This window comes from Streptomyces sp. S.PNR 29, from assembly GCF_030386795.1.
Classification (GTDB): Bacteria; Actinomycetota; Actinomycetes; order Streptomycetales; family Streptomycetaceae; genus Streptomyces.
In genome coordinates, this window is record NZ_JANUQM010000017.1 from 85,288 (window position 1) to 105,658 (window position 20,371).

Here is a 20,371-nt window from a genome sequence, read left to right on the forward strand (position 1 = left end):
ACACGTCGAAGTGCCTCTGTTGTGCGAACTCTCCTTGGCCCGAGGCCGCTCCGTAGGACAGGATCGGCTCTCATGGACCTGCTGAACACGCTGGTGGACAAGGGGCTTCGGCGCGAGGTGCCGACCCGCGAGGAGGCGCTCGCCGTCCTCGCCACATCCGACGACGAACTGCTCGATGTGGTGGCCGCGGCCGGGAAGGTGCGCCGGCACTGGTTCGGCCGACGGGTGAAACTCAACTATCTGGTGAACCTGAAGTCGGGGCTGTGCCCCGAGGACTGCTCCTACTGCTCCCAGCGGCTCGGCTCCGAGGCCGGGATCCTGAAGTACACCTGGCTCAAACCCGACCAGGCCTCCGAGGCCGCCGCCGCGGGCGTGGCCGGGGGCGCCAAGCGGGTGTGTCTGGTGGCCAGCGGCCGGGGTCCGACCGACCGTGACCTGGACCGGGTCTCCGACACGATCAAGGCGATCAAGGAGCAGAACGAGGGCGTCGAGGTGTGCGCCTGCCTCGGTCTGCTCTCCGAGGGCCAGGCGGAGCGGCTGCGTGAGGCGGGTGCGGACGCCTACAACCACAACCTCAACACGTCCGAGGCGACGTACGGGGACATCACGACCACACACACGTACGCCGACCGCGTCGACACCGTGCAGAAGGCCCACGCGGCCGGGCTGTCCGCCTGCTCGGGGCTGATCGCGGGCATGGGCGAGAGCGACGAGGACCTGGTCGACGTGGTCTTCTCGCTGCGCGAGCTGGACCCGGACTCCGTTCCGGTCAACTTCCTGATCCCGTTCGAGGGCACCCCGCTCGCCAAGGAGTGGAACCTCACCCCGCAGCGGTGCCTGCGCATCCTCGCGATGGTGCGGTTCGTCTGCCCGGACGTCGAGGTGCGCATCGCGGGCGGCCGCGAGGTCCATCTGCGCACGATGCAGCCGCTGGCCCTGCACCTGGCCAACTCGATCTTCCTCGGGGACTACCTCACCAGTGAGGGCCAGGCGGGCAAGGCCGACCTGGAGATGATCGCGGACGCCGGGTTCGAGGTGGAGGGCACCGACCAGGTGACGTTGCCGGAGCACCGCGTCGCCACCGGCTGTCACGACGGCGGCGGGGCCTGTGGTTCGGAGGGTGGCGGTGTCTGCGGGTCCGCCCCCGCCCCGCAGGCGGCCGGCGAGCCCCGTACGGACCTGGTCGCCGTACGCCGCCGAGGTGCCGGAACGGACCTCGCGCCCAATGCCTGAGCTCGGCGTGCCGGACCTGCTGGAGCTCGACCGGCGGCACGTCTGGCATCCGTACGGCCCCATGCCCGGCCGTCAGGAACCGCTCGTCGTGGAGTCGGCGAGCGGGGTGCGGCTCAGACTCGCGGACGGCTCGGGCGAGCTCGTCGACGGCATGTCGTCCTGGTGGTCGGCGATCCACGGCTACAACCACCCGGTGCTCAACGAGGCCGCCCGCGAGCAGCTGGCGCGGATGAGCCATGTGATGTTCGGCGGGCTCACGCACGAGCCCGCCGTACGGCTCGCGAAGCTCCTTGTCGACATGTCGCCCGACGGTCTGGAGCATGTCTTCCTCGCCGACTCCGGCTCGGTGTCGGTCGAGGTCGCGGTCAAGATGTGCCTGCAGTACTGGCGTTCGCTGGGCCGCCCCGGCAAGCAGCGCCTGCTGACCTGGCGCGGCGGTTACCACGGCGACACCTGGCAGCCGATGTCGGTGTGCGACCCCGAGGGCGGCATGCACCAGCTGTGGGCGGGTGTGCTCCAGCGTCAGGTGTTCGCGGACCCGCCGCCGGCCCAGTACGAGGAGTCGTACGCGGATCATCTGCGCTCGCTCGTCGAGCGGCACGCCGACGAGCTGGCCGCGGTGATCGTCGAGCCGGTGGTGCAGGGCGCGGGTGGGATGCGGTTCCACTCCCCCGCGTATCTGCGGGTGCTGCGCGAGGCGTGCGACGCGCACGACGTGCTGCTCGTGTTCGACGAGATCGCCACCGGCTTCGGGCGCACGGGCGCGCTGTTCGCGGCGGAGCACGCGGCGGTGACGCCGGACGTGATGTGCGTCGGCAAGGCCCTGACCGGCGGCTACCTGACCATGGCGGCGACGCTGTGCACGCCGAGGGTGGCCGACGGCATCTCGCGGGGCGAGGTGCCGGTGCTCGCCCACGGCCCGACGTTCATGGGCAACCCGCTGGCGGCGGCCGTGGCGTGCGCGTCGATCGGGCTGCTGCTCGGCCAGGACTGGCCGGCCGAGGTCAAGCGCATCGAGGCCGGGCTGCGGGACGGACTGGCTCCCGCCCGCAAGGTGCCCGGCGTGCGGGACGTGCGGGTGCTCGGTGCGATCGGGGTCGTCCAGCTCGACCACCCGGTGGACATGAAGGCGGCCACGGAGGCCGCCGTACGCGAGGGCGTGTGGCTACGGCCGTTCCGCGACCTGATCTACACGATGCCGCCCTACGTCACGGGCGACGCGGATGTGGCGCGGATCGCGCGCGCGGTGTGCGCGGCCGCGCGGGAGGGATGACATGCCGGTACTGGTGATCACGGGCACGGGCACCGAGGTCGGCAAGACGGTCACGACGGCCGCCGTCGCCGCCGCGGCGCTGGCAGCCGGCCGGTCGGTGGCCGTGCTGAAGGCGGCGCAGACGGGCGTCGGGCCGGACGAGCCGGGGGACGCCCAGGAGGTCGCGCGGCTCGCGGGTGAGGTGGCGGCGACGGAGCTCGCCCGCTACCCGGAACCGCTCGCTCCGGCGACGGCCGCGCGGCGGGCCGGTCGCGCGCCGGTGCACCCGCAGGAGGTCGCCGAGGCCGCCGCCAAGCTGGCCACCGAGCACGACCTGGTGCTGGTCGAGGGGGCGGGCGGACTGCTCGTCCGGTTCGACGCGGCGGGCGGGACGCTGGCCGACGCCGCTCAGCTGCTGGGAGCGCCGGTGCTGGTCGTGGCGTCGGCGGGCCTGGGCACGCTGAACTCGACCGAGCTGACGGTACGGGAACTCCGCTCCCGCGGGGTCGACCCCCTCGGCATCGTCATCGGCAGCTGGCCCGAAGCGCCGGACCTCGCCTCCTGCTGCAACCTCGCCGACCTGCCGGACGTGGCGGGGACACCGCTGCTCGGCGCCCTGCCCGCGGGGGTGGGAGCCCTCGCCCCGGCCGACTTCCGCGCGACGGCACGGCACTGGCTGGCGCCACGGCTGGACGGGACGTGGGACGCCGAGGCGTTCCGGATGCGGCACGCTCCCTGAACGACTGGGATGGAGCGGCCCCCTACCGGGGGGAATCCCGGTAGGTCCCGCCCAGCGGCGGAGGTCCTCATGCCTGGGCGGGGTGCGAGAAGCTGCTCGCCGGGCTGCCCGGGCGCGTGATCGAGGTCGGCGCGGGCAACGGCCTGAACTTCGCGCACTGTCCGGGCACCGTCTCCGAACCGCAGCGTGTGGCCACCGCTGAACGGCGGCTGCCCTCTGGCCCGGGACCCGGTGGCCGCCCTGAGTGCCGGAGTTCAGCGAACCGGCCGCCGGGGCGTGATCACAGGCTCCACTGGCGCAGCTCCTCCGCGATGTCGTACACCGACGCCTCACCGCTCTTGACCAGCCGGGCCAGCTCGCGGACCTGCTCGGGCGAGGTGGTGACCTTCAGGCCGCTGGCGACGAGGTAGGCGTAGGCGACGGCGGAGGCGAACAGGGCGTTGGAACGCTCCAGCGCGGGGACGTGGATCAGGAGCTGGAGAAGCGCGGCTGCGCGTGCGTGCGGGCTGTCGTAGACGGGGACGTCGAAGATCTCGGCCTGGTGGCGTGCGACGGCGGCGACGAGGGCGCCCCAGTCGGTGACCTGGGGGTCTCCCGGCGTCCGCTGCTCGGCGAGCATCAGCAGCCAGGCGAGGTCGATTCTGAGGTTGCTCAACGGATCAGCGGCGGGGCTCGCCGACCTCCTCGGAGAACACCTTCTCGTACTGCTTCATGAAGTCGGCGGCGGCCTCCACGAACGTCTGGCCGACCTCGCCGGTGTCCTGTCTGACCAGCTCCTCGATGTAGCGGTTGACGCTCATGCCGCGCGCCAGCGCGCGCTCGCGTGCCGCTCGGGCGGTGCCTTCGTCCACCCGTACATTCAGCTGGGTCTTCGCCATACCTTGAAGCTAGCGCCGGATTGCTAGCACCGGCAAGTGGTCACACGGGGGACAACAGAGTGCCCCTTACACGGGCATCAGGTGCCCGACCTGGGGTGGAGACCAGGCCTGGACCCCTGGAGGATTCCGGGTGTGGGACGCATCACATTACCCTCGGGCAGAACAAGGAAGTCCTGCATCTCCCCGAGCTACATCTCCCCCGGCTAGGAGGCGGCCTTGTCCACACCTGCTGCGGAGCACGCCCCAGGACTCGCGTCGGCCGACGGGATCGCGGCCCGCGCCCGCGGTCTGACCAAGGCGTACGGCTCGGGCGAGACGGCGGTGCTCGCCCTCGACTCGGTGGACGTGGACATCACGCGCGGCCGGTTCACCGCGGTCATGGGGCCGTCGGGCTCCGGGAAGTCCACGCTGATGCACTGCCTGGCGGGGCTCGACACCGTTTCCGCCGGTCAGGTGTGGCTCGGTGACACCGAGATCACGGGTCTGAAGGAGCGCGAGCTGACCCGGCTGCGCCGCGACCGGATCGGTTTCATGTTCCAGTCGTTCAACCTCATCCCGACGCTGAACGCCCTGGAGAACATCACCCTGCCCATGGACATCGCGGGCCAGAAGCCCGACGAGAAGTGGCTCGACCAGGTCATCGACACGCTGGGGCTGCGGGACCGGCTCGGGCACCGGCCGTCCCAGCTCTCCGGCGGCCAGCAGCAGCGCGTGGCGTGCGCCCGGGCGCTGGCCTCCCGCCCCGAGCTGATCTTCGCGGACGAGCCGACCGGAAACCTCGACTCGCGGGCCGGGCTGGAGGTGCTCGGCTTTCTGCGCGAGGCCGTCGACGAGCTCGGGCAGACCGTCGTCATGGTCACCCACGACCCGGGCGCCGCCGCCCACTCCGACCTCGTGCTCTTCCTCGGGGACGGGCGGATCGTGGACGAGATGGGGCGGCCTACCGCGGAGGCCGTGCTGGAGCGGATGAAGCGCTTCGATGTGATCCGCGGCCAGTTCGACGGCGACAGTCCCGGCGACCCGCCGCCCGGCAAGGACTGACGCCGTGCTGAAGGCGACACTCAGGAGTTTCCTCGCGCACAAGGGACGGCTGCTGCTCTCGGCGCTGGCCGTCGTGCTGTCCGTGGCGTTCGTCGCGGGCAGCCTGATCTTCTCCGACACCCTGAGCCGCACCTTCGACCGGTTGTTCGCCTCGACCGCGGCCGACGTCACCGTCAGCCCGAAGCAGGGCCTCGGCGAGGCGTTCCCCTCCGGTATGACGGCCACCCTGCCGGCCGCGGTCGCCGACCGCGTGGCACGGGTCGACGGGGTCGCGTCCGCGCGCGTGGACGCGGAGGCCGAGAACATCACCGTCGTCGACCGGGACAACAAGCCCGTCGGCCCGACCACCAACGCCCCCACCATCGGCACCGACTGGAACCCGACCGAGCGCAGCCCGGTGGAGCTCACCTCGGGGCACGCACCCCGGGGGCCGGCTCAGGCGCTGCTCGACTCGGAGACGGCCGACCGCAAGAACGTGCGCATCGGTGACACCCTCACCGTCATCGCGGCGCCCGGCTCGTTCAGGGTCGAGGTCGTCGGCATCGCCACGTTCACCACCACCAACCCCGGCGCCGCCCTGCTCTTCCTCGACACCCCGACCGCGCAGACCAAGCTGCTGGGCGACGCCCGGGCGGCCACCAGCATCTCGGTCGATGCCGAGGAGGGGGTGAGCGACGCCCGGCTCAAGCAGCGGGTCGCCGCCGCGCTCGGCCCGGCCACGTACGAGTACCGGACGGCCGACGAGCAGGCCAAGTCCGACGTCGAGCAGCTGGGCGGATTCCTCGACGTCATCAAGTACGTCATGCTCGGCTTCGCCGGGGTGGCCGTGCTCGTCGGCGTGTTCCTGATCGTCAACACCTTCTCGATGCTGATCGCCCAGCGCACCCGTGAGCTGGGCCTGCTGCGGGCACTGGGCGCCGACCGGCGCCAGGTCCGCCGCTCGGTCCTCACCGAGGCGCTGCTGCTCGGACTGGTCGGCTCCACGCTGGGCCTGATCCTGGGCATCGGGCTGGCCGCCGGGCTCATCGAGCTGATGGGCCTGCTCGGCATGAACATCGGTTCGGACGAGATGGTGATCGGCTGGGCGACACCGGTGATCGCCTATGTCGTCGGCGTCGGCGTGACCTTCGTCGCGGCGTACCCACCGGCCCGTCGCGCGGCCGGTGTCTCGCCGATGGCGGCGCTCGCGGACGCCGAGGTCGCCGGGGTGGGCCGGCCGCTGCGGGTGCGGGCCGTGGTGGGAGTGGTCGTCGGGGCGGCGGGCGTGGCCGCACTCGTGGGGTGCGCGTGGTCGTCGAGGACCGGGTCGGCGGCCTCCCTGCTGGGGCTCGGCATCGTCCTGACGCTCATCGCGACCGTGATCGCGGGGCCGCTGCTCGTCCGCCCGGTGATCCGTGTCCTCGGCGCGGCCTTCCCCGCGCTGTTCGGTTCCGTCGGCCGGATGAGCCAGCGCAACGCCCTGCGCAATCCCCGTCGTACCGGCGCCACCGCCGCCGCCCTCATGGTGGGGCTCGCCCTGGTCGGCGGGATGTCGGTGGCGAGCGCCTCCATGACCAAGTCCTTCGACCAGCAGATCGACAGGACGCTGGGCGCCGACTTCGTCGTGCAGAACTCCAACTTCCAGCCGTTCCCGCGCGAGGTCACCGACAAGGTGCGCGACACGCCGGGCGCCGGGCTCGTCGTACGGTCGCGGTTCACGCCGGTGGCGGTACGGCTGCCGGACGGCGACCGGGTGGAGACGACGGCGGCGGGCTACGACCTGCGGCTCGACGAGGTCGCCAACATCACGTACGCGCAGGGCGGCACCGCCGCCGCGCTCGCCGCCGGGCGCATGGCGATGGACGTGGACTTCGCGCGGGACCACGGCGTACGGCTCGGCAGCACGCTCCCGGTCGAGTTCCAGGGCGGGCGCACCGCCGAGCTGAGGGTGGGCGCCCTCACCGACCAGGAGCAGGCCGAGGGGTTCGGGACTCAGGGCGGGATGTACTTCGGTCTGGACACGCTGGAGCGGTACGCGCCGGGCGGTCAGGAGTCCGCGCTGTACGTGAACGCCGCCCCGGGCACGAGCGACGGCGAGCTGCGCGCGAACCTGGAGCGGACGCTCGATCCGTATCCGCAGGTGCAGGTGCGGGACCTGGCCGACTACAAGGACCTCGTGCACGACCAGATCGCGGTCCTGCTCTACCTGGTGTACGCACTGCTCGGACTGGCGATCGTCATCGCGGTGCTCGGCGTGGTCAACACCCTCGCCCTGTCGGTGGTGGAGCGCACGCGGGAGATCGGGCTGCTGCGGGCGATCGGACTCGCCCGGCGCCAGCTGCGCCGGATGATCCGGCTGGAGTCGGTGGTGATCGCGGTGTTCGGCGCGGTCCTGGGGCTGGCGCTGGGGCTGGTGTGGGGGGTGTGCACCCAGCAGGTGCTGGCGCTGCAGGGCATGACGGCGTTCGCCGTGCCCTGGGGCACGATCGTCGCGGTGGTGATCGGCTCTGCGGTGGTGGGCGTGGTGGCGGCGCTGCTGCCCGCGTTGCGTGCATCGCGCATGAATGTGCTGGCGGCCATCGCCCACGAGTGATTGACTCGTCCGCGGCCTCAAGTAGCTTGCCGCGGAGGAGAGTTCATGACCCACCCGTTCCGTTTCGGCGTCAATCTGACGGTTCCGGCCCCGGCCGAGGAGTGGCGCGCCAAGTGCCGCCGCGCCGAGGAGCTCGGCTACGACGTGATCCTCGTCCCCGACCACCTCGGCATGGTCGCGCCCTTCCCGGCGCTGGTCGCGGCGGCCGAGGCCACCGAGCGGCCGCGGCTCGGCACGTTCGTGCTCAACGCCGGGTTCTGGAATCCGGCGCTGCTGGCCCGCGAGGTGGCGACGACGGACGCCCTGACGGGTGGGCGCCTCGAACTCGGGCTCGGCACCGGCTACGTGGAGGCGGAGCACGAGACGGCCGGGCTGCCGTTCGGCTCGCCGCGCGAACGGGTGGACCATCTGCGGCGCACGATCGAGGAGCTGGACCGGCTGCTCGGCTCCGCGGAGCACCGGCCCCAGCCGGTCCAGCGGCCCCGGATCCCGCTGCTGATCGGCGGCAACGGCGACCGGATGCTGCGGCTCGTCGCCGAGCACGCGGACGTCGCGGCGTTCACCGGCGCGCGGCCGGCGCCGGGGAGCCCGGCGGGGCTGGCCCCGCTCACCGCCGAGGAGCTCGACGAGCGTGTGGCGCGGTACAGGGAGCTCGCGGCCGGCCGCAAGGAACCGGCGGAACTGAACCTTCTTCTCCAGATGGTCATCGTCACCGAGGATCGCGAGGCCGCGGTCCAGCCGTTCCTCGAATACCTGCCGGACCTGACCCCGGAGCAGGTCATGGACCTGCCCATCGGCCTGGTCGGCACCGAGGAGCAGATCACCGCGCAGATCCTGGCGCACCGCGAGCGCTACGGGTTCACCTACCTCACGGTCCTGGAGCCGTACATGGAGGCGTTCGCGCCGGTCATGGAGGCGCTGCGCGGCGCGTGACCGTCCGCACGCCGGAATACACCGTGACGCATCCTCGCGCGAGATGTGATCGCCGTACTCCCGGAAGACGGGGAGCCGGCCGGCACGGCGATCGCGGGCCTCGGCGGGCAGAGCGTCCACCTCCTCGGCGAAGCGCCCCGACGTCCGGCTCGCCTGTCCTGAACGGTCGAAGACCAGTGCCACGACCTCCGGGCGCCATGGACTCGACGCGGTGGACTAGACGTCGCCCTCGGGCCGGATGTTCAGGTTGCCGCGCAGGACATTGCCCGGATCGTACTTCTTCTTCACGGCCATGAGCCGTGCGTGGCGGCCTCGGCCGTAGATGGCGGACGCCTTCCTGTCGCCCTCCTCCTGGACGTAATTCACGTATGCGCCACCCGTACCGAATTCCCGTATGCGTGCGACCGTTTCCCTGGCCCAGGCGATGTGCTCCTCGTCGAGGTCCGGGTCGGTCCAGTGCGACTCCACCGTCACTTGATAGGGGGCATCGCGGCCGGGGAACGCGGATTCCTCGTCCGGCACGTCGGAAATGGCTCCGCGCAGGAATTCGAAATCGATCGAGCAGAGCGCGGACGGTTCGTCCAGGGTTGCTTCGACGAGCCGGCGCACGGCCTCGGGGGAAAGGTCGTCGAGGTAGCAGGATTTGATGAAGTACCGGTCGCCCTTGGGTTCGCTCTCGTCTCCGAGCGCCTGGAGCTGGGGATACGACATGGTATGGCTCACGTGGGCCGCGGGCACGACCTCCTCGAAGAGCTCCGCGGTCCGCGCCGGGCCGTCCTCGGGATCTCCGGACCACACAGCGATGAGGAAGAGCACGGGCTTTCCCCGCAGGTGGGGAGGAATCCACTCCTGCTGACCCGCGCGTTTCAGCCCACCGACCGTGTGCATGGGGAGCGGCTGACGCTCGGTGTACTTCCGGTAGGCGGCCAGCGCATGCGGAACCTCGTCCAACGCGTAGACGCCCATGCTGAACCGTACGGGCCCGACGGAACGGAGCCGTAGGGTGAAGCGGGTGACCACACCGAAGTTTCCGCCCCCGCCGCGCAGCGCCCACAGCAGTTCGGGATGGCTTTCCTCGGTGGCCTCGACCACCGTTCCGTCCGCGAGGACGACTTCGGCGGCGAGGATGTGGTCACAGGTCAGACCCCACTGACGGGCGAGCCAGCCGTATCCGCCGCCGAGGGCCAGTCCGCCCAGGCCGGTGTGGCTGATGACGCCCGAAGGACAGGCCAGCCCATAGGGAGCCGTGGCGGTATCCAGGTCGCGCAGCAGACATCCGCCTCCCGCCTCGGCGACCTCGGCCACCGGATCGACGGTGACCGTACGCAGGGGCGACAGGTCGATCATCACCGCGCCGTCGGCGACCGCGCTTCCCCCGACGTTGTGGCCTCCGCCGCGCACGGTCACGTCGAGGCCCCTGGCCGCCGCGTACCGCAGTGCCTCGCTCACGTCCGCCGCGGTGCGGCACCGGGCGATGTGGGCGGGGCGGCGGTCGTGCATGCCGTTCCACACCCTTCGGGCTTCGTCGTAACCCGGGTCACCGGGGCTCAGCCAGTGTGCGGGCGGCGCCGGATCCCGGGACGTGTCCTCCTGCATGTGGTGATCTCTCTCCCTCACAGACGAGTGAGGGCAGCATGCCCCGTCAGCCGGGGCCGGCCACCCCATGATCGATACATGGCGCAAATGCGACGGGCGGCCCGCACAGCCGGCTCGTCGTCCGGTTCCGGCCATCATCCCTGCCGTCGCGCGCGCCCCTCGGCGGCCACCGCCGGCAACCCGCTCAGCGCGAAGCGCCGCAGTCCAGCGGTGGATCACCCGCGTTGCTCCGGAGGATTCCGGGACCACCGAGACGGTGGCGCATTCCCATGGCCCGAGCGACACACGGGGTCGAACTGGTGGACCCACCGTGCTTTGCTTGCTTGCAGTTGGCATCAACCACGGAGCAGCAGCGGGGAGATGGATGGCTGGTACCGGAGATGCTCTGCGTGGGCCACGTCGGCCCACAGTTGCCCGCTACCGTGATCGTGGCGTCCCCGATCTCCATCACCGGTTCATCCGTGATGCCAGGTCGCACGACTGGGAACCGGCCGAAGTGGTGCGCCGGGCCCTGCGCGACCGGCCCGAGCCCGCCCCTCCCTCCGAGCTCTCCTGGCTGCTCGCCAGCGGCAGCACGTACGCCGAACAGGTCGGCATGGACGTGGCAGCCGGGCTGCTGCACGAGTGCCGCGAAGGCGACATGAAACTGGTGCTCGCCACGGCCGTGGCCGACGAGGCGAAACACTCGGCCGTCTTCCACCACTACGCACACGCCGTCGCCGGATCCGTCAAAGAGCCCGGCGAGGCCCAGCAGGAACTCTCGCGCGACCTGTGGTCCCTGGACGACTACATCGCCCGTTTCCTGGCTCACACCCTGGCCGAGGGTTTCGCGGCCGACGAGTTCCGGTGGTTCGTCCAGGGACTGCGCCAGGACGGCCTCGGCGAGGTGTACCGGCTGGTGCGCCGGGACGAGTCCCGCCATGTCGCACTCGGCATGGCCTACCTCACCCACGGCCCCGGCGCGGAGCAGCTGCGCCGCCTGCCGGCCGATCTGCTGCTCGCCGGCGAGCAGATCGTGTTGAAGCACAACGACGTGGACGGCCTGGCCGCGCTGGTGCACCGTCTGCTTCCCGGCACGCCGGCGGAGCAGGTCGCCGCCTGGCTCCGAGCACGCCACACCACCCGCATGCGGGTGCTCCTGAATGTCCGGGACGACCGCGCAGAACTGTCCCGGCGCCGCAAACACATTCGACAGATCATGGAGGTCTGATGGAGATCAAGAAGGTTGCGGTACGCGCCCAGACGAAGGCGGCCAACAAGTACAGCGTGGGCACCACCCGCCGTGTGAACGACAACACCAAGCGCTAGTCCGCACCCAGGCGGCCGTACCGTGACGGTACGGCCGCCTCTTGACAGCCGGAAAGGCCAGGAATGCGTATCGCGCTCGTCTCCATGCCGTGGCACGCACTTGAGATGCCGTCGCTTCAAGTGGGCCTCTTGCACTCTCTCCTCACCAGGGAACGGCCGGCCGACCAGGTCACGGAATATCACGGGTGGCTGCGCTGGGCCGAGTTCCTGCTGACGCACAGCGACGGTGAACTGACGCCCCGGGAGTACATGACCGTCGCGGACGACCAGGTGTTCGACGGCTTCGGTGACTGGGTCTTCTCGGGCTGTCTCTACGACGACGAGCAATGGGGCGTCGACCAGTTGACCGCCTACGCGGCCAGGACCGGGACGTCCGTCGACAGTGTGCTGCGCATGCGGCCGTACGCCTCCGGGTTCATCGCCGAGGCGGCGCGGGAGGTGCTCGCCTCGGACCCCGATGTCGTCGGTATGACCAGCACCTTCCTCCAGAACGTGCCGTCGCTCGCCCTCGCCCGGGAGATCAAGCGCATCCGGCCCGAGGTCCTGACCGTGCTCGGCGGGAGCAACTGCGACGGTGTGATGGGACACGCACTGCACCGCAACCACCCGTTCCTGGACTACGTCGTACGGGGCGAGGCGGAGAAGAGCTTCCCCGCGCTGCTCGCCCATGTCGAGCACGGCACCGCACCCGCCGACGTCCCCGGAGTCTGCTGGTGGGACGGCGGCACGTCGCGCGCCAATCGGGAGGCCCAGGGGACCCTTCCCATCGGGCTGCTGCCCAGCCCGAACTACGACGCCTGGCAACAGGACATCGACTCCTCGCCGGTGGCCGAGTTCGTGGAGCCCAAGCTCGTGGTGGAGGGCGCCCGGGGCTGCTGGTGGGGAGAGAAGCACCACTGCACGTTCTGCGGACTCAACGGCAGCCTCATGGAGTTCCGATCGAAGTCCGGTGAACAGCTGTGGTCCGAGATCAAGCGGCTGGTGGAGCGGCACAAGCTGCTGGACATCATCACCGTGGACAACATCATCAGCATGGACTACTTCCGTGACTTCCTGCCACGGGTGGCCGACTGCCCATGGGACCTGCGCATCCACTACGAGGTGAAGTCGAACCTCTCCAGGGAACAGATCGCCCTCCTGGCCCGCGCCCGGGTCACCCATGTCCAGCCCGGCATAGAGAGTCTGAACAGCCGGGTGCTCGGCCTGATGGACAAGGGGGTCAGCGGCGCTCGCAACGTCCGTACGATGCGCGAGTGCGAGAACCACGCGCTCACCTGCGTGTGGAACTACCTCTACGGCTTCCCCGGCGAACGCGACGAGGACTACACGGACATCATCGACCAGCTACCGGCGCTGCGCCATCTCCAGCCGCCGAACGGCGCCACACGCATCGCACTGGAGCGGTTCAGCCCCCACTTCATGAACCCCGCTCTGGGCTTCACCACCCGTCGCCCCGCCGACATCTACCAGCACGTCTACCAGTTGCCCGCGGAGGAACTGGAAGACCTCGTCTTCCTGTTCGACGCACCGGCAGCCGGTATCCGGGGCGAGGTCGAGCAGCGGCTGGTGGAGGAGATCGACCGATGGGCGGCCGCCTACCCGTCGTCCCGGCTGTTCCTCGAACCGTCGGCGGACGGCGACGACGCCCTGGTCATCCACGACGAACGCGAGGGCTGGCCGCGGCGCACTCACCGGCTGACGCACTGGCAGGCAGCCGCGTTCCGGGAGCTCGACCACGGCCGTACGCTCCCCGCCCTCCAGCGGCACCTGGCCGGGGCCGGGTACGAAGTCCCCTTGGACACGCTCAGGGAATGGAGCCGCGAACTCCTGGCGCAAGGGCTGGTGTTCCGGGACGGGGACACGTTCCTCGCGCTGCCCACCCAGGCGGTGGCCGTGCGCGCCCCCGGCCAGGACATCTGGCTGCGCACCGGCAGCCCCACTCCCGAAGGGGTGGCGTAATGCCCATCGCGAAGCCGTCACTGGAGGCGCCCGACCGGCCGGACCTGCCCGATGTCCTGCCGTACCGGATGAACGGCCACCACGTGGTCGTCGTCGAGCCGGTGCCGCTCGGCGCGGGCGGGAGGCCCACGGCACAGGCCGTCCAGTTCCTGCGGGAGTGCCAGAGCCACGCGCTCACGGTGACCTGGTCGGTGCCGCAGGACGACGCCCTGTGCCGCACCCCGTCGGCCCTGGACTTCCCGCTCCACCATCTCCGCCACCTGCCGCCGCCGGACGGGCCGGTGCCGGACGACTGGCGATCCGCCTACGCCTACGGGCGCTTCTACCACCGGCAAGGACCGGGCTTCGTCCAGATCAAGGACCGCCGGGACCCGGACGCCGCGGTCCGCCTCACCGTGGACCACCCCGACCTGGTGTCCACGTTCGGTACCTGCCTGCAGCCGACCCCCCTGGACGATCTCAGCAGTACAGAGCGGGAGGCGGTGTCCGTACTGGCTGCCGAGGGCCTCGTACTCGTCACCCGGGGCTGGGCAGTGACTCTGCCGCCACGCATCCGCCACTGGCCCGTGCCCGACACAGGAATCTGACCCATGGGATCGTCCCCGACCACCGAACCGTCCGTGCCCCCGGAGTCCGGCCCGCCCGCACCGCCCCCGGACGGCAGGCCGGTGCCACTGCGCCGGCACCGGCCGCTGCTGCTCCTGCTCACAGAACAGCTGACGAGTTCGGTGGGGCGCCAGGTCACCGCCCTGGCACTCCCGCTGCTGGCCATCGCCCATCTGAGCGCCGGTCCGCTGGGCGCCTCCGCGCTCATGGCGATGACCTATCTGCCCGGTGTCCTGCTGAGTCCGCTGATCGGGGTCGCCGTCGACCGGGCCCGGCTGCGCCGTCTGCTGGTGAGCGTCACCTGGGCCCAGGTCCCCGTCATCGGCAGCGTGCCGCTCGCGGCCGCACTGGACGGCCTGACCTGGCCGCACCTCCTCGCCGCGGCCGCCGTCTCCGGCGCCCTGAACTCCACGCAGAGCGTGGCCCTGCAGTCCTGCCTGCCCCGCGTGGTGCCGTCGGAACGGCTCCTGCCGGCCAACTCCTCGCTCACCGGGGCCCGGACCGTCGGCCTGATCGGCGGCCCGGCGCTCGGCGGCATCCTGATCGGCATCGTCGACCCGGCACCGGCCCTGCTGGTGGAGTGCGCCGCCTACGTCATCGGCGGGGCACTGTTCCTCGCGCTGCCGACGGCGCTGAACCGGTCGGTGAACGACGCCGACGCGAACGCGAAGTCCCGGATCGACGCCCTCAAGGAAGGACTGGCGGTGATCCGGCGCGAGACGCTGCTGCGCCGGCAGGCCCTGGCCGCGGCCGGGCTCAACCTCGGCGGCGGCGCGGGAAGCGGGCTGTTCATCCTGTACGCGGACCAGGAACTGGGCTTGCCTCCATGGCAGCTGGGCACGGTGTACGCCGCGTACGCCGTCGGCATGGGGACCGGTGTGCTCGTCGCGACCGCGGCCACCCGTGCGCTGGGCATGGCCCGGACCATCCAGGTGTGCGCCCTGGGCGCGGGGGCGGCCCTCTTCCTCATCCCCGCGGCCTCCCTCGGGCCGGCGTTCCCGGTGCTGGTGCTGTACGAGCTGCTGTTCGGGCTGCTGGCCACCGTGTGGTCGATCGCCATGACCACGGGGCGGCAGCTCATCACCCCGGCCCACCTGCTGGGCCGCGTCAACTCCTTCCTCCAGGCGGTCCTGACCGCCACCCTGCCCCTCGGCGCCTTCGCGGGAGGGTGGCTCGCCTCCCGGGTCGGCATCGTGCCGGTGCTGATCGGGGCGGCGGCCGTCGCCCTGGCGGGCGCGAGCAGTCTGTGGTTCCCGCGCGATCTGCTCGCCGACGTCGAGCGAGCGGCGCAGAAGTCCTAGTCACGACGAACAGGAGCACGCGAATGCCCGGTACAGCGGGGACGGCGCTCATCACGGGGGCGAGCAGCGGCATCGGAGCGGCCACGGCCCGCCGGCTCGCCGCCCGCGGATACGACCTGATCCTGATCGCCCGGCGCGAGGAGCGGCTGAAGGCGCTGGCCGGGGAGTTGTCGGCCGAGCACGGCGTCGCCGGCCTCGCGGTGCCCCTCGACCTGGAGCAGACGGACGAGTTGTCGGACGCGTTGACCGACGTTCTCGCGACCGCGCCGAGCCCGCTCGCGGCCGCCGTGCTGGCCGCGGGGCACGGCCGCGGCCACGGGCCGGTGCGGGAGGCCGACGCCGGGCCGTGGGAGTCGCAGCTGCGGGTCAACCTCCTCGCCCCGATGCTCCTGGTGCGTCGGCTCCTTCCCGAACTGGACGCCACCGGCGGGGACCTGGTGGTGATCGGCTCCCTGTTCGGCACCCGGCCGTCACCCGGCTACGCGGCGTACGCGGCGACCAAATACGGGCTGGCGGGTTTCGTCCGTTCGCTGGCCGAGGAGGAACGGCCCTCCGGTGGCTGCCGGATCTGTCTGATCTCGCCCGGCGCGACCAACACCGAGTTCGCATCGGTTCTGGCGGGGGCCCGGGATCCGCGCGTTCACGACGTCACGGACTGGCCGTATCACCCGCTGCTCGCCGAGGACGTGGCGGCAGGCGTGGAATGGGTGATGGACCGCCCCGCGCACGCACGCGTGACGGAACTCACGGTCGATCCCATCGATGCCCGGTACTGAACGCCTCGCACCCGACCAGGGAAATACGCTTGCTCCTCGATCCGGTGGAACCCGCGAAGCACGGGGGTCCGGCCGACGAGCTCGCGGCTTGCGGCACCGGGACCAAGCCCACCCTGCGTGCTCCCCCGGCATGGAAACCGCTCGCCAGACAGGCCGGCGCTCTGCTTGGCTCGTCCCATGAGCGATCTCCACATCCGGCACGCCACCCTCTCGGACATCGACACCGTGCTGCGGTTCTGGCGTGACGCCGCGGAAGGAACGAGCATCAGCGACGACCACGACGGAGTGGGCCGGCTCATCACGCGAGACCCCGAAGCCCTGCTCCTCGCAGAGCGCGACGGCATCCTCACCGGCACCGTCATAGCCGGCTTCGACGGATGGCGGTGCTCCGCCTACCGACTGGCCGTACACCCCGACCACCGCCGGCAGGGCATCGCCACCGCGCTGCTGGAAGCCGCCGAACAACGCTTCGCCGCCCTGGGCGGGCGACGGGTCGACGCCATGGTCCTGGAGGCCAACGAACGGGCCCACCACACGTGGGCCGCGGCCGGCTACCAGCGCGAGGACCACTGGCGGCGCTGGGTCAAGCCGCTGTAGGCGCGGGCAGCGCTTCGGGGTGTCCGGGAGCGATCAGGACCGGCGACGCCGGGTGAAGCCGCTCGACGGCTGCGCCGGCGGTTCACCGCCACGCGTTTTTTGCCCATCCTTTACCAAGGGTGGGCCACTCGGTCCACCATGAAAGGTTGTGAGCGTCCGCCCATGGGCGAGCCTCCCGGCAGCGGACATCGCGCGTTCCTCCCCGCCAGGACCGACCATGGGACGGAGGTGACGACGCGATGACCGAAGTGCTCCTCCTCCTGGTGGCGGTCCTCCTCTCGCTCGCGTGTGGCGCCTTCGTCGCGGCGGAGTTCGCGCTGACCACGGTCGAGCGCGGCGAGCTGGAACGGGCCGCGGCCAGGGGCGAGCGGGGTGCGCAGGGTGCCCTGAAGGCCGTACGGAACCTGACCTTCCAGCTCTCCGGGGCCCAGCTCGGCATCACGGTCACCAACCTGGTGATCGGCATGCTCGCCGAGCCGTCGATCGCCGCGCTGATCGCGGGTCCGCTGGAGGACGCCGGCATCTCGCGCTCCACCGCGCACTCCCTCGCGCTGGTGCTCGGCACGGCCCTGTCCACCGTGTTCCTGATGGTCGTCGGCGAGCTGGTGCCGAAGAACTGGGCGATCTCCTCGCCGCTGGCCGTCGCCAAGACCGTGGGCAATGCGCAGCGCTGGTTCAGCGCCGGATTCCGGCCCTTCATCACCCACCTCAACAACACGGCGAACCGCGTCGTGCGGCGACTCGGAGTGGAACCCACCGAGGAGCTGGCCGCCGCGCGCGGACCGCAGGAGCTGGCGGCTCTCGCCCGGCACTCCGCCCGGCAGGGGGCCCTGGAGCCCGACACCGCCGAGCTGTTCGTCCGCACGCTGAACCTCGCCGACCTCACCGCGGAGAACGTGATGACCCCGCGTGTCCAGGTCATCGCCCTCGACGCCATGGCGACCTGCGAGGACGTGGCGAACGCGACGCGGGCGACCGGCCTGTCCCGGTTCCCCGTCTACCGCGGCAGTCTCGACTCGGTCGTGGGGACCGCCCATGTCAAGGACGTCCTGACGGTGCCCGCGGAGCGCCGGCCCCGTGTGCCCGTCTCGGAGGTGATGCGCGAGCCGCTCCTCGTCCCGGAGTCCCTCACCGTCGACCGGCTGCTGGACCGGCTCTCCGGCAAGCGCACGATGGCCGTGGTGATCGACGAGTACGGCGGCACCGCGGGCGTGGCCACGCTGGAGGACATCGTCGAGGAGGTCGTCGGCGAGGTGCGGGACGAGCACGACCCGCACGAGACGCCCGACCTCGCCCCGGCCGGCACGGACCAGGACGGGCACGCGCTGTACTCGGCCGACGGTTCGGCACGGGTCGACCATCTCGCGAGTGTCGGGCTCCGCGTGCCGGAGGGGCCGTACGAGACCCTCGCCGGACTGGTCGCGAACGAGCTCGGCCGCATACCCGCCGTCGGTGACAGCGTCGAGATCGCCGGCTGGCGGATGGACGTGGTGGACGCGACGGGACGCCGGGCGGCCCGTGTGCTGCTGCACGCCCCGCTGGACGACCAGGCGGAGGGTGCCCGATGACCGCCGTACAGATCCTGATCGGTCTGGCGACGCTGGTCGTCAACGCCTTCTTCGTGGGCGCCGAGTTCGCGCTGATCTCGGTGCGCCGCAGCCAGATCGAGCCGTACGCCGAGCAGGGCGACCGGCGCGCGAAGAGCGTCCTGTGGGGCCTGGAGCACGTGTCCGCGCTGATGGCGGCCGCGCAGCTCGGCATCACGCTGTGCACCCTGGTCCTCGGTGTGGTCGCGGAGCCGGCGATCGCGCACCTGCTGGAGCCGGTGTTCCACGCGGTGGGCGTGCCGACCGGTGCCGGACACGCGGTCTCCTTCGTGATCGCGCTGACGCTGGCGACGTATCTGCACATGCTGCTCGGCGAGATGGTGCCGAAGAACGTCGCGCTCGCCGAGCCGGTGCGCAGTGCGCTGCTGCTCGGTCCGCCGCTGGTGACGCTGTCCCGGGCACTGCGGCCGGTGATCTTCACCGTCAACGCCTTCGCCAACGCCGTGCTCAGGCTGCTGCGGGTCGAGGCGAAGAACGAGGTCTCGGCGACCTTCTCGGACCGTGAGCTGGCCGAGATCGTGAAGGACGCGAGTGAGGCGGGCCTGATCGACGACCGCGCCACGGAGCGGCTGCACGACGCGCTGGAACTGGGCCGCCGCCCGGTGCGCGACGTGGTGCTGCCGCTGGAAAAGGTCGTCTACGCGCGCGTGGGCGTGACCCCGGAGCAGTTGGAGCACCTGTCGGCCGAGTCCGGGTTCTCCCGTTTCCCGGTGGTGGACGAGGGGCGCCGGATCGTCGGCTATCTGCACGTCAAGGACGCCTTGGACGCCTCTCCGCGGGACCTGCCGTTCCGGCTGCGGGACATGCGGTCCATCGCACGGGTGCGGGAGAGCACGCCGCTGGACGACGTGCTCACGGCGCTGCGGGGCAGCCGTACCCACCTCGCGGCCGTCCTGGGGACCGACGGGCGGCTCGCTGGGCTGGTGACCATGGAGGACGTGCTGCGGGAGCTGTTCGGCCAGCGTGCGTGAGCCGTCCAGGAGGTGCTCAGGGCCGACCGACCGACGGGTATGTGCACGGGATACCCTTTCTGCCGCCATGCAGACGAATCCCACCCACACCAGCCTGGTCGCGGTCGGCGACTCCTTCACCGAGGGCATGTCGGACCTGCTGCCCGACGGTTCCTACCGGGGCTGGGCCGATCTCCTCGCCGCGCGGATGGCCGCCCGTACCCCCGGGTTCCGGTACGCCAACCTCGCGGTGCGCGGAAAGCTGATCGCACAGATCGTCGACGAACAGGTGGACGCGGCGGCGGCCATGCGGGCCGACGTGGTCACGCTGGTCGGCGGGCTCAACGACACGCTGCGCCCCAAGTGCGACATGGGGCGGGTCCGCGGCCTGCTGACGGAGGCCGTGGAGCGCCTGGCACCCAGCTGCAAGCAGCTGGTGCTGATGCGCAGCCCCGGCCGCCAGGGCCCGGTCCTGGAGCGCTTCCGGCCACGCATGGAGGCACTGTTCGCCTGCGTCGACGAGCTCGCCGAGCGGCACGGCGCCCTGGTCGTCGACCTGTACGGGGCGCCCTCGCTGGCCGACCCGCGCCTGTGGGACGTGGACCGGCTGCACCTGACCGGCGAGGGGCACCGCCGGGTCGCGGAGGCCGTGTGGCAGGCGCTCGGGTACGAGCCCGAGGACCCCGAGTGGCACGCGCCGATACCGGCCACGGCGCCACCCGGATGGGTCATGCGGCGGGTCGCGGACGCGCGGTTCGCCCGGCAGCACCTGCTGCCCTGGATAGGCCGCCGGCTGACGGGCCGGTCGTCCGGGGACGGCCTGCCGCCGAAGCGGCCCGAGCTGCTGCCGTACGAGGGTCCGGCGTAGGTCCTCAACGTCAGGGGCCGGCCGCACGAGTACGGACCCCGGCTCGAACGCGCCCCCGCGGACGTCGTCCACGTCGGCCGCCGCTGGACGCTGGGATGTTGGGACCTTCCTCGGGGCGGTGTGCGCCGGACCTGTGCCACGCACAGGTACTGACC

The 20,371-nt window shown here is 71.5% G+C and carries 18 protein-coding genes and 1 pseudogene; 16 read left to right on the forward strand and 3 right to left on the reverse strand.

Annotated elements, in window-relative coordinates; translation table 11 throughout:
• Positions 1-72 precede the first annotated feature (72 nt).
• From bioB to NW895_RS35525, 4 genes and pseudogenes are all read left to right on the forward strand, one after another.
• Complete coding sequence (gene bioB / locus NW895_RS35510) at positions 73-1,233, forward strand: biotin synthase BioB (protein ID WP_289940980.1); 1,161 nt, start codon at positions 73-75, stop codon at positions 1,231-1,233.
• Positions 1,226-2,506 (forward strand): adenosylmethionine--8-amino-7-oxononanoate transaminase, encoded by a 1,281-nt coding sequence (locus tag NW895_RS35515; protein WP_289940981.1) that lies wholly within the window; start codon positions 1,226-1,228, stop codon positions 2,504-2,506. The genes bioB and NW895_RS35515 overlap by 8 nt, the downstream gene beginning before the upstream one ends.
• 1 nt (position 2,507) lies before the next feature.
• Positions 2,508-3,224, forward strand: coding sequence for a dethiobiotin synthase (gene bioD, locus NW895_RS35520; RefSeq protein WP_289940982.1), 717 nt, complete (start codon positions 2,508-2,510; stop codon positions 3,222-3,224).
• 86 nt (positions 3,225-3,310) lie between these two features.
• A pseudogene (locus tag NW895_RS35525) lies at positions 3,311-3,403 on the forward strand (SAM-dependent methyltransferase); the annotation flags it as partial.
• 101 nt (positions 3,404-3,504) lie between these two features.
• On the opposite strand, the gene NW895_RS35530 reads toward NW895_RS35525, so the two are convergent.
• Both NW895_RS35530 and NW895_RS35535 read right to left on the reverse strand, forming a co-directional pair.
• Positions 3,505-3,879 (reverse strand): fic family toxin-antitoxin system, toxin component, encoded by a 375-nt coding sequence (locus NW895_RS35530; protein WP_289940986.1) that lies wholly within the window; start codon positions 3,877-3,879, stop codon positions 3,505-3,507.
• Between the two features lie 4 nt (positions 3,880-3,883).
• Entirely contained in the window at positions 3,884-4,102 is a 219-nt protein-coding gene (locus tag NW895_RS35535) for a toxin-antitoxin system HicB family antitoxin (RefSeq protein ID WP_289940987.1), read from the reverse strand.
• A 216-nt stretch (positions 4,103-4,318) separates the two neighbouring features.
• On the opposite strand from NW895_RS35535, the gene NW895_RS35540 reads away from it, so the two are divergent.
• From NW895_RS35540 to NW895_RS35550, 3 genes are read left to right on the forward strand one after another with little or no spacing between them, the layout of a single operon-like run.
• The gene (locus tag NW895_RS35540; protein WP_289940989.1) at positions 4,319-5,143 is read left to right on the forward strand and encodes an ABC transporter ATP-binding protein; all 825 of its coding nucleotides are present in this window, start codon (positions 4,319-4,321) and stop codon (positions 5,141-5,143) included.
• 4 nt (positions 5,144-5,147) lie between these two features.
• The gene (locus NW895_RS35545) at positions 5,148-7,715 is read left to right on the forward strand and encodes an FtsX-like permease family protein (RefSeq protein ID WP_289940991.1); all 2,568 of its coding nucleotides are present in this window, start codon (positions 5,148-5,150) and stop codon (positions 7,713-7,715) included.
• 45 nt (positions 7,716-7,760) lie between these two features.
• On the forward strand, positions 7,761-8,648 hold the full coding sequence (locus NW895_RS35550) for an LLM class F420-dependent oxidoreductase (RefSeq protein ID WP_289940992.1): 888 nt from the start codon (positions 7,761-7,763) through the stop codon (positions 8,646-8,648).
• A 216-nt stretch (positions 8,649-8,864) separates the two neighbouring features.
• Here the strand turns inward: NW895_RS35550 and NW895_RS35555 are convergent, their stop codons facing one another.
• Positions 8,865-10,244, reverse strand: a complete 1,380-nt coding sequence (locus NW895_RS35555) for an FAD-binding oxidoreductase (protein ID WP_289940994.1) — start codon at positions 10,242-10,244, stop codon at positions 8,865-8,867.
• A gap of 496 nt (positions 10,245-10,740) precedes the next feature.
• Between NW895_RS35555 and NW895_RS35560 the strand changes: the two genes are divergently transcribed.
• From NW895_RS35560 to NW895_RS35600, 9 genes are all read left to right on the forward strand, one after another.
• Positions 10,741-11,454, forward strand: a complete 714-nt coding sequence (locus tag NW895_RS35560) for a hypothetical protein (protein ID WP_289940995.1) — start codon at positions 10,741-10,743, stop codon at positions 11,452-11,454.
• A gap of 161 nt (positions 11,455-11,615) precedes the next feature.
• Positions 11,616-13,511, forward strand: coding sequence for a RiPP maturation radical SAM C-methyltransferase (locus NW895_RS35565; RefSeq protein ID WP_289940997.1), 1,896 nt, complete (start codon positions 11,616-11,618; stop codon positions 13,509-13,511).
• On the forward strand, positions 13,511-14,098 hold the full coding sequence (locus NW895_RS35570; protein WP_289940998.1) for a DUF5825 family protein: 588 nt from the start codon (positions 13,511-13,513) through the stop codon (positions 14,096-14,098). Before NW895_RS35565 ends, NW895_RS35570 begins: the two co-directional genes overlap by 1 nt.
• Before the next feature lie 3 nt (positions 14,099-14,101).
• Entirely contained in the window at positions 14,102-15,418 is a 1,317-nt protein-coding gene (locus NW895_RS35575) for an MFS transporter (protein WP_289941000.1), read from the forward strand.
• Positions 15,419-15,441: 23 nt separating this feature from the next.
• Positions 15,442-16,194, forward strand: coding sequence for an SDR family NAD(P)-dependent oxidoreductase (locus NW895_RS35580; protein WP_289941001.1), 753 nt, complete (start codon positions 15,442-15,444; stop codon positions 16,192-16,194).
• A gap of 177 nt (positions 16,195-16,371) precedes the next feature.
• Positions 16,372-16,791, forward strand: a complete 420-nt coding sequence (locus NW895_RS35585) for a GNAT family N-acetyltransferase (protein ID WP_289941002.1) — start codon at positions 16,372-16,374, stop codon at positions 16,789-16,791.
• 239 nt (positions 16,792-17,030) lie between these two features.
• Positions 17,031-18,359: a hemolysin family protein gene (locus NW895_RS35590; RefSeq protein WP_289941003.1), complete on the forward strand. Its 1,329-nt coding sequence runs from the start codon at positions 17,031-17,033 to the stop codon at positions 18,357-18,359.
• A complete protein-coding gene (locus tag NW895_RS35595) occupies positions 18,356-19,369 on the forward strand; it encodes a hemolysin family protein (protein WP_289941005.1) in 1,014 nt (337 codons plus the stop codon). Before NW895_RS35590 ends, NW895_RS35595 begins: the two co-directional genes overlap by 4 nt.
• A 67-nt stretch (positions 19,370-19,436) precedes the next feature.
• Positions 19,437-20,216, forward strand: a complete 780-nt coding sequence (locus tag NW895_RS35600; RefSeq protein ID WP_289941006.1) for an SGNH/GDSL hydrolase family protein — start codon at positions 19,437-19,439, stop codon at positions 20,214-20,216.
• The last annotated feature ends 155 nt before the right edge of the window (positions 20,217-20,371 follow it).

Coding starts and splice junctions, on each gene's coding strand:
- bioB (WP_289940980.1), top strand. CDS start 73: ATGGACCTGCTGAACACGCTGGTGGACAAGGGGCTTCGGCGCGAGGTG.
- NW895_RS35515 (WP_289940981.1), top strand. CDS start 1,226: ATGCCTGAGCTCGGCGTGCCGGACCTGCTGGAGCTCGACCGGCGGCAC.
- bioD (WP_289940982.1), top strand. CDS start 2,508: ATGCCGGTACTGGTGATCACGGGCACGGGCACCGAGGTCGGCAAGACG.
- NW895_RS35535 (WP_289940987.1), bottom strand. CDS start 4,102: ATGGCGAAGACCCAGCTGAATGTACGGGTGGACGAAGGCACCGCCCGA.
- NW895_RS35550 (WP_289940992.1), top strand. CDS start 7,761: ATGACCCACCCGTTCCGTTTCGGCGTCAATCTGACGGTTCCGGCCCCG.
- NW895_RS35555 (WP_289940994.1), bottom strand. CDS start 10,244: ATGCAGGAGGACACGTCCCGGGATCCGGCGCCGCCCGCACACTGGCTG.
- NW895_RS35565 (WP_289940997.1), top strand. CDS start 11,616: ATGCGTATCGCGCTCGTCTCCATGCCGTGGCACGCACTTGAGATGCCG.
- NW895_RS35570 (WP_289940998.1), top strand. CDS start 13,511: ATGCCCATCGCGAAGCCGTCACTGGAGGCGCCCGACCGGCCGGACCTG.
- NW895_RS35575 (WP_289941000.1), top strand. CDS start 14,102: ATGGGATCGTCCCCGACCACCGAACCGTCCGTGCCCCCGGAGTCCGGC.
- NW895_RS35580 (WP_289941001.1), top strand. CDS start 15,442: ATGCCCGGTACAGCGGGGACGGCGCTCATCACGGGGGCGAGCAGCGGC.
- NW895_RS35585 (WP_289941002.1), top strand. CDS start 16,372: ATGAGCGATCTCCACATCCGGCACGCCACCCTCTCGGACATCGACACC.
- NW895_RS35590 (WP_289941003.1), top strand. CDS start 17,031: ATGACCGAAGTGCTCCTCCTCCTGGTGGCGGTCCTCCTCTCGCTCGCG.
- NW895_RS35595 (WP_289941005.1), top strand. CDS start 18,356: ATGACCGCCGTACAGATCCTGATCGGTCTGGCGACGCTGGTCGTCAAC.
- NW895_RS35600 (WP_289941006.1), top strand. CDS start 19,437: ATGCAGACGAATCCCACCCACACCAGCCTGGTCGCGGTCGGCGACTCC.